Here is an 8,321-nt window from a genome sequence, read left to right as displayed (position 1 = left end):
CAGTGACGAAGAGTAATAAAAAAGAGGGGATAACCAGAAGTAATCCGAATATCCCCATTTTCATTTGTTTACTCATTGTGCAGCAACATCACTTTGCCAGCGTTTCGTCATATCTTTATCAAGTTCGCCGATATTGAAAGAACGGAATCCTTCGGACGCACCTTTGAATGAATCTTGAACTTCTTTGGACATGTTAGAAAGCTTAATCCCTGGGAAACCATGCATTTTGTCTACAACTACGCCTTGAGCTTCAGGTGAAAGAACGAAATCCAGGAATTTATAAACAGCCTCTTTCTTCTCGGACAGTTTAGGCACCATTAAGTACGTTGGTCCGCCGTTAAATCCAGGCGTCAGTTGCGCCATTTTTGTTGATTTCGGAAGTTGACCTTTCGCGACTTGCTCAAGTACCATATCTGACCAAGCTGGAATCATATCTACTTCGCCGCTTGTCAACAAATCTAAAGTTCCCTGGTTTTTCTTTGGATAAATACCTTTGCCATACACGGATTTCCCGAGTTCCTTCAGTAGCGCAAAACCTTGATCCCAACCTTTTTCAACGCTTGGATCGGAATTGTGAATCGCTTCTTCTGGCAAGAATTTATACAGAGCAGTTGCTACAAAAGAGTTACCAGCGCCACCTGTGGATGGATCGTTATAGGCGAATTTGGACGGGTTTTTCTTGATCCAATCATACAGTTCATCCAACGTTTTTGGAGGAGCACTTACTTTATCGCTGTTATAAGCCAGGACAACAGCAGATGAGCGGTATGGAATAGCGAGATTAGAGATATCTTTTAACGTTTTTTCATCAACACTTGCTAGATTTTTAATTTTGTCAGCTGCTAAGGAGTCCCACAGATCATCTTTTTGTCCCCGTGTGACATTAGACAAGCCATCTTCATACAAATCGATGTCGCCAGACCCTTTATTTGCTTGTTTGGCAGCCATAATACGGTCATAAGTTGGTTGTGCGCCAGTTCCTGAAGGAATATAAACCGGTTTTACTTTCACACCTRCATTTTGCTTTTCAAACATAGGAATCAACGTATCCCATAGATCTTTCACATTTTGCGAGCCGGTAAAATAGAAGTTGAATTCAACTGGTTTGCTATCTGTCGCTGTTTTAACCGGTGCGTTGCTTGGAGCTGCAGAACCTGCATTTGTCGCTGAATTACCACACCCGGAGATGAAAGCGGCCGTAGCGGTCATTAGAGTTACAAGTGTAATTGCGGATTTCTTACGTAACATGGTGTTGCCTCCTTGGATTGGGTTTAATTTACTGAAAATGCAATCACTTTTGCAAAATTTGCTTTTACCTGTTGCCCTGTATGGAGATCCTTGACAGAATCCCTTGGTTGAAATGCCCGGATTGTTCCGTATTGAGGTAAATCAATGGATACTTCAGCATAATGTCCAAGCACCATCACCYGTTTGATCACACCGGCGAGGCCTTGTCCTTCTTCACCTTCTATAATCACATCTTCAGGTCGAACAGCAAGTTGTACTTGCCCGGAGAGATTTTTTGGATTTGGAAAACTTAGATGCCCAACGGTAACGCGTTCGGCAGCGATCACCCCTTTCAAAAAGTTCATTTTGCCGATAAATTGAGAAACGAACAACGTACTTGGTTCATCATAAATTTCTTGCGGTGAAGCGATTTGTTCAATATTTCCTTGATTCATAACGACAATACGATCCGAAATCGATAATGCTTCTTCCTGATCATGAGTGACGAAGACCATTGTTAGACCTGTTTTGGATTGAATTTCCCTGAGCTCTTCCCTCATCTCGTGACGAAGCTTAGCGTCTAGTGCGGAGAAAGGCTCATCGAGCAGAAGAACAGCTGGTTTCAGGAGCAGAGATCTTGCAACCGCAACACGCTGCTGCTGACCGCCGGAAAGTTCACCCGGATATTTATTCTCAGCTCCAGGTAAGCGAACCAGCTGCAGCACTTCGTTCACGGCCTTATCAATTTCCGCCTTTTTAAGCTTGCGTATTTTAAGACCGAATGCGAGGTTATCATATACCGTCATATGCGGCCATAGATTGTAACCTTGAAAAACCATGGATGTCGGACGTTTCTCTGGAGGCGCTTGAAGTACACTTTTACCCTCAATGAGAATGTCGCCTGAATCTGGATCTAGAAATCCTCCGATACTGCGAAGAACGGTTGTTTTACCGCAGCCTGAAGGGCCAAGCAGTGTGATTAACTCGCCTTTACGAACATCAAGAGAAATTCCTGTAACGCCTTCTCCTGTTTTATAGCGTTTCGTCAATTGTTGAACTGAAAGCTGAATGTCCATGTGTGCCCCCTTCTATTTATGAATGGTTCTGTCGTCATTTGAGTTGGAAACCGCTGGACATAATATCTGCGCTCACAAAGCGCTGTGCAGCCAGCAAAAGGATAATGGTCGGTGCTGTTAAAATAATGGAAAATACTGCACCTGCATAGGCCGGATAATCGCTGATGATCGAATACATAACAATCGGCATCGTTTTGTAGTTAGGGATGCCCACCAGGAATGTGCCCTGCGCTTCATCAAGCGAATTAAGGAATGTAAAGATTGAAGCTACGATAATTCCCGGCATGGCCATTGGCAGTGTAATGCTGCGAAACACTCGAAACGGGCTCGCCCCTACATCCCTTGCTGACTCCTCTTGAGCCATATGCACATTACGGAAAGCAGCCGTTGGAATCCAAGTCATGAACATGAGCACGTTGATCATATGAATCAAAACAACACCGATTAATGTGTTCATTAGTCCGAGTTTGAAGAACAACACAGCAATCGAAACATAAAGTCCCATTTTCGGAAAAGCATGAGTTAGAAGGAATGAGAACAAGAAAAACTTGCTCAGCGGAAATCGGATGCGCGCAAACGCATAGGCTGCAGGAATGCAAAGCACGATAGAAAGTGCCGTTACAATCGTTGCAATGACAAAAGACAAACCGATCGATTTCGCAATATCTTCTTGCTGGAACACAAATGCCCACCATTTCAGCGACCACTCATGCGGTAAGATATCGGGATATGTCCATTTGCCGGTAAAAGCCAGAATGGCCAGATTGAGCAGCGGGCCCAAGAAAAAGATGACGAACACAACCAAGATGAGGAATTCCACGATTTTACGTGGGCCTATCGCTTTTAGATACCAACGCATGCGGACTAACCACTCCTTTCAATGGATAATATTTGGGTCGATTGACGAACAATAAGTTTGGGCACAAGGTGCTTAGGATTCTCAATGTTTGCTTCTTGACGGATAAGCTTGTCCAACAAGCTAAAGGCCTGAGTCCCCATCTCCTCTGTATTGACCCTGATCGTTGTCAGAGAGGGTGAAAACATAGCGGCAAAGTCGATATCATCGAAGCCTACAACCGCTACCTGTTCAGGAATACGTACCGACTGTTCCAGCATAAACTTCATAGCGCCTAGCGCTATCATATCGTTGGTTGCGAATAGTGATGTATAACCGCCTGCACGAAACTCCTCCCAGTGGGCACGCATTAACTCATACCCTTCTCCAAAGGTGGACGTCGATGCTTGCAAGATTGAACTTGACGGGAATCGAATCCCCGATTCTTTCAAATGATTTTTGAAGCCCTTCAGCCTCAAATTATGGCTGCGATGCGTCTGTGGTCCGGCGATCACGAAAATTCGGTGATGACCCTGATCGGTGAGATGCTCAGCGACCATTCGCCCGCCTTCTTCGTCTTGATTGACAATGTGCATGACACCATCGACATCCGTTGAGCCATTGACCATGACATAGGGARCTCCGAAGTTTGCAATGTAATCAATGACATTCTGCTGCAAACGACTTATCAGGATCAGCCCGTCCACCCTTTTCTCCATCATAAAATCCGCCGAGCGCAGCGACATTTCATGATCCGTCGTAACGAAAACGGAATAATTCATGCTTGCAGCTGTCATCAAGATGGCGTCAAGGATTTTCCCATAAAAAGGATGGGACGCAATCGGATGATGCCGGCGATAAATCAGAACGCCGATATTATGTGTTCTTTGTGAAACCATAGCCCTTGCTACGGCATTGGGCTTATATTGTAATTCTTCTATCAGCTGCAGCACTCTATTGCGTACTTCCAAGCTGGTATAGCCCTTGCCAGATATCACCCGAGATACAGTTGATTTGGATACACCGGCGCGCAGGGCAATTTCCTTAATCGTATGCTCCATGCTGTGACCTCATTTCTGTATGTGAGACCGTTCCCACACATTTAATTTAACTTAGAAATATTATTGCTGTGTTAGCAGCAAGATAAGTAATTGTAAAGGCAAAAAAGCCGCTCCTAGGTTCTCTCAACCTTTGGAACAGCTTTTATATAAGGTGAAACTTGTGATTTATATGTATAAAGGCAAGAATCATGGCAATCCCCACTGAAATGATAATCGAATTTCCATATTCGCTTAGCGCAGCTGGAAAGTAAGTCTACCACCAACTGACCGACGAGATCATTGCTGAGAACGCTGCAGTCTATCAACAATTCGGTTAATCCCCATGGCTGGTTGACTAAATTCTTCTGCAGCAGTTATAGGAATCCGATGAGCGAAATTACGGCTTCAATCTCTTGCACACTCTGGATGATTTTCGCATGAAATAACGAATGTTTTTATGGCTTAGAGCAAGGAAAAAACCTATAAAAATAGAAACCCTAAAAGGAAATAAGGCTTATCATCTGTTTTCCCTCACTTTCCAGCACACTCCATTCCGGCAATCCCCGGCATCATTACAAGCGTTGACAAGCTAACTTGGGTGAGCAATCGATCCACGCAATGGTAGCCTAGCTCCAAAGCTGCGATCCACCCGGACGTGTCTCCGCAGAAATAGAGGGAAAATCTACCTCTATTCAGCGCCGAGTCGGTTCAGGGAATGAAATAGATGGAGAAACTCCAGCTATTCCATCTGCAGCATGCGAAATTCCCTGAATTTGACCAGATTAGCTGTAGAAATTCCAGTTATTCCCTAAAAAATGGATCAGTTGCAGAAAATAACAGGAGTATTCGGCGTTAATACAAGCAATCGATCCACGCAGTGGTAGCCTAGTTCCAAAGCTGCGATACATCAGGACGTGTCTCCGCAGAAATAGAGGGAAAATCTACCTCTATTCAGCGCCGAGTCGGTTCAGGGAACGAAATAGATGGTATCAACTCAAGCATGAAATCTATGGCAGCCCACGAATATACAAAGAACTTTTAAAAGAGGGCTTGCGTGTATCGGAACGGACGGTTGGCCTTATGAGCAAGGGCTTCGCTTCCTGTATGGAACGGAAATTTAGCGTGCAAACAATGGATTCAGATCACGATCAGCCGATTGCTCCAAATATCTTTCAGCAAGATTTTATAGCAACAAATGAATAACTAATTCATAAGTTTTTCTTAAGGTTTCATATAAAAGAAAGAACGCAAGGGATAGTTCCATTGACCGTCTCCTGCGTTTGAGAATACAATGAACATACTGAATCTACGGAGGCTTACATCTTCCCTGCTGTATACCGAGAACGAATCGCAGCTTACTCAGCCGGACTTCCTTCCCTATCGCCCCTAACTAATGATTTACCTAACATCCAATCTCCTTCAACGAAAATGGAACTCTATCTCCGCGTGCCTTTGGCAACGGAATCTTCCAGTCTTGCCAAACACGAACCAGCATCGGGGACTTATATTGGTATGCTAGGGGCAGATCGCAGGGTCGGCTACGATGTTACGAAAATTGAAGACGTGTACGGACGAAAGCACGCGCTTTATCTGGCTTATGTCGGATGGAGGAAGGTACAGACCGATACGAACACGTATTTCCCGGCACGGACGGCCGAAAGAGTTAAGGAACTTGGCGGCGCCCTCCAGATCGGTTGGGAACCACGCTTTGGCTTGGACGACGTGCAGGATGACGAATACGTCCGCCGCTTCGCGCGGGAAGCCAAGGCTTCCGGGATTCCAATTTTTTTACGTTATGCATCAGAGATGAATGGCGCATGGGTGCCATGGCACGGAAATCCACAGCAATACATAGAGAAATTCCGTCTTATCCACGACATCATGGCTGAAGAAGCACCTAATGTCGCGATGGTTTGGTCGCCTAATTTCTCGCCGTCAAATACGATCGACGACTACTATCCAGGGGACCCCTTCGTAGACTGGGTTGGTTTCTCCTTATATAACACGCCCTACGCAGCGGATAAAGAACAGCTAAAAGGGACCGTAATCGATACCTTCACTCCTCTCTACAAGCGTTATAGCCATAAACCTATCATGATTTCAGAGGGTGCTATTGCACACACCTATTTGCCTACGAACCAAACTTACTGGAGCTGGGCTGAAGGCCAAATGGGCTACATGTACGGTTTGCTGCCGCGATTATTTCCACAGGTTAAAGCGATCACGTACTTTAACTTCAGTCGAGCTCAGGCCATTCGAACCAATGGGACCTTTGTGTACGATATCGGGGAGAACCCATTCTTGGACGGATTATATCAAAGGTTAATTACCTCTGATTGGTTCTTAAGTAAGGTCGAGACGGGTGTTGACCCTATTCAATATCGCTATACGCCAGTTCTAGATCAATCACTTCCTGCTGGCAAGCAAACCCTTCTTGTCAATCCTAAGCTTGAGAATGAGCGGGGCGAGCCCCCATTTGCAATCGCCATTTACCAAGGCAATCAGCTTCTTGGCGTCAGTTATGAGGCTCCTTGGGAAATTGAAGTTCAAGTACCAGCTGAATCAGCGGCAGAGCCATGGTACGCACTCGCTTACAATGACAAGATGGAGTTGACGGCAATCAGCAAAGGCGTTATACCAACAAAGTAATGCCATCTCGCACAAGGTTAAACGACTTCGTCGTCCTTTTTAGGACGAGTGCGTTTGTCAAGGTAGAGTGGAGCATACGTAAAAACTTATACTTTCTTTCTTATCTACTCAAAAAGGCCTGACGGATCAAAGTCCGTCAGGCCTTGCTGTTAGCTACTTTTCACTTCCCGCACGATCCCATCCCTCTATTCGCCAAACAACCAACTTCCACCTCATCTGCCAATAACAAATTTCATTTAAACTGCCGGAGAGCGATCGCGCGTTTCTCCACGCCTCCGTAGATCCTCTACCTCAAAAGACAAGGACGTTTGTGATCAAATTTCCAATTTGGGATATAAAATTGCATGGCCAGCGCATCATCGCGCGCACCCAAACCTTCCTTGTTGTATAGCTGATGCGCCTTCTCAATGGCGTCCATGTCAATTTCTACGCCCAGACCTGGCTTGTTCGGAACATCCACCATGCCGCCAACAATCTGAAACGGCTCCTTGGTCAACTGTTGTCCTTCTTGCCAAATCCAATGCGTATCAATTGCCGTAACTTTCCCCGGCGCTGCGGCTGCCACATGGGTAAACATGGCAAGCGATATATCAAAATGGTTGTTCGAGTGAGATCCCCACGTCAATCCCCATTCATGGCACATCTGAGCTACTCTAACAGAGCCTTGCATCGTCCAGAAATGTGGATCGGCTAGCGGAATATCAACAGATTGCAGCTGGATCGTATGCCCCATCTGGCGCCAATCGGTGGCGATCATGTTGGTTGCCGTAGGAAGGCCAGTCTCTCGCCGGAACTCGGCCATGATTTCACGGCCTGAATAACCGTTTTCTGCTCCACACGGATCTTCGGCATAAGCCAATACGTGATGCTGATCACGACATAGGTGAATGGCTTCAGCTAATGACCAAGCCCCGTTAGGATCAAGTGTAATTCTTGCTTGAGGGAAACGTTCCGCCAGCGCAGTGACCGCTTCAATCTCCTCCTCACCACGGAGTACGCCTCCTTTTAATTTAAAATCATTAAAGCCATACCGCTGATAAGCCGCTTCGGCAAGCTTCACGACGTCCTCAGGTGTAAGCGCTTCCTCATGACGTAGTCGAAACCACTCATTCACAGCGTCCTCTGCTCCCAGGTACGGAAGATTTGTTCTCTTGCGATCACCTATGTAGAACAAGTAGCCTAACATCTCTACTTTTTCGCGCTGTTGACCTTCTCCTAGCAGTGCAGCAACGGGAACATCAAGGAATTTACCTAAAAGATCAAGTAGTGCAGCTTCCAAAGCCGTGACGGCGTGTATCGTGATCCGAAGATCGAAAGTCTGCAAACCGCGTCCTCCCATATCGCGATCAGCGAATTGCTTGCGCACCGTAGTAAGAATGTTATTATATTGACCAATCGATTGGCCGATAAGCAATGGACTCGCATCTTCAAGCGTTTTACGAATATTCTCGCCGCCTGGTACTTCACCTACGCCTGTATGACCTGCATTATCTT

6 protein-coding genes are annotated in these 8,321 nt (G+C 45.8%); 1 reads left to right on the top strand and 5 read right to left on the bottom strand.

What is annotated here, in order from left to right:
- Positions 1-72 precede the first annotated feature (72 nt).
- From AC1DUA_RS20445 to AC1DUA_RS20430, 4 genes are read right to left on the bottom strand one after another with little or no spacing between them, the layout of a single operon-like run.
- Positions 73-1,248, bottom strand: coding sequence for an extracellular solute-binding protein (locus tag AC1DUA_RS20445; RefSeq protein ID WP_477501523.1), 1,176 nt, complete (start codon positions 1,246-1,248; stop codon positions 73-75).
- 23 nt (positions 1,249-1,271) lie between these two features.
- On the bottom strand, positions 1,272-2,303 hold the full coding sequence (locus AC1DUA_RS20440) for an ABC transporter ATP-binding protein (RefSeq protein WP_477501522.1): 1,032 nt from the start codon (positions 2,301-2,303) through the stop codon (positions 1,272-1,274).
- A gap of 34 nt (positions 2,304-2,337) precedes the next feature.
- The gene (locus AC1DUA_RS20435; protein ID WP_477501521.1) at positions 2,338-3,162 is read right to left on the bottom strand and encodes an ABC transporter permease; all 825 of its coding nucleotides are present in this window, start codon (positions 3,160-3,162) and stop codon (positions 2,338-2,340) included.
- 5 nt (positions 3,163-3,167) lie between these two features.
- Positions 3,168-4,199, bottom strand: a complete 1,032-nt coding sequence (locus tag AC1DUA_RS20430; RefSeq protein WP_477501520.1) for a LacI family DNA-binding transcriptional regulator — start codon at positions 4,197-4,199, stop codon at positions 3,168-3,170.
- 1,425 nt (positions 4,200-5,624) lie between these two features.
- Between AC1DUA_RS20430 and AC1DUA_RS20425 the strand changes: the two genes are divergently transcribed.
- Complete coding sequence (locus AC1DUA_RS20425) at positions 5,625-6,827, top strand: glycoside hydrolase family 26 protein (protein ID WP_477501519.1); 1,203 nt, start codon at positions 5,625-5,627, stop codon at positions 6,825-6,827.
- 286 nt (positions 6,828-7,113) lie between these two features.
- On the opposite strand, the gene AC1DUA_RS20420 is transcribed toward AC1DUA_RS20425, so the two are convergent.
- Positions 7,114-8,321, bottom strand: a 1,208-nt coding sequence (locus AC1DUA_RS20420) for an enolase C-terminal domain-like protein (RefSeq protein WP_477501518.1), incomplete at its 5' end; no start/stop codon positions are given.

This window comes from Paenibacillus sp. 01T422 (assembly GCF_056398785.1).
This window is presented reverse-complemented; position numbering and strand designations above follow the sequence as displayed.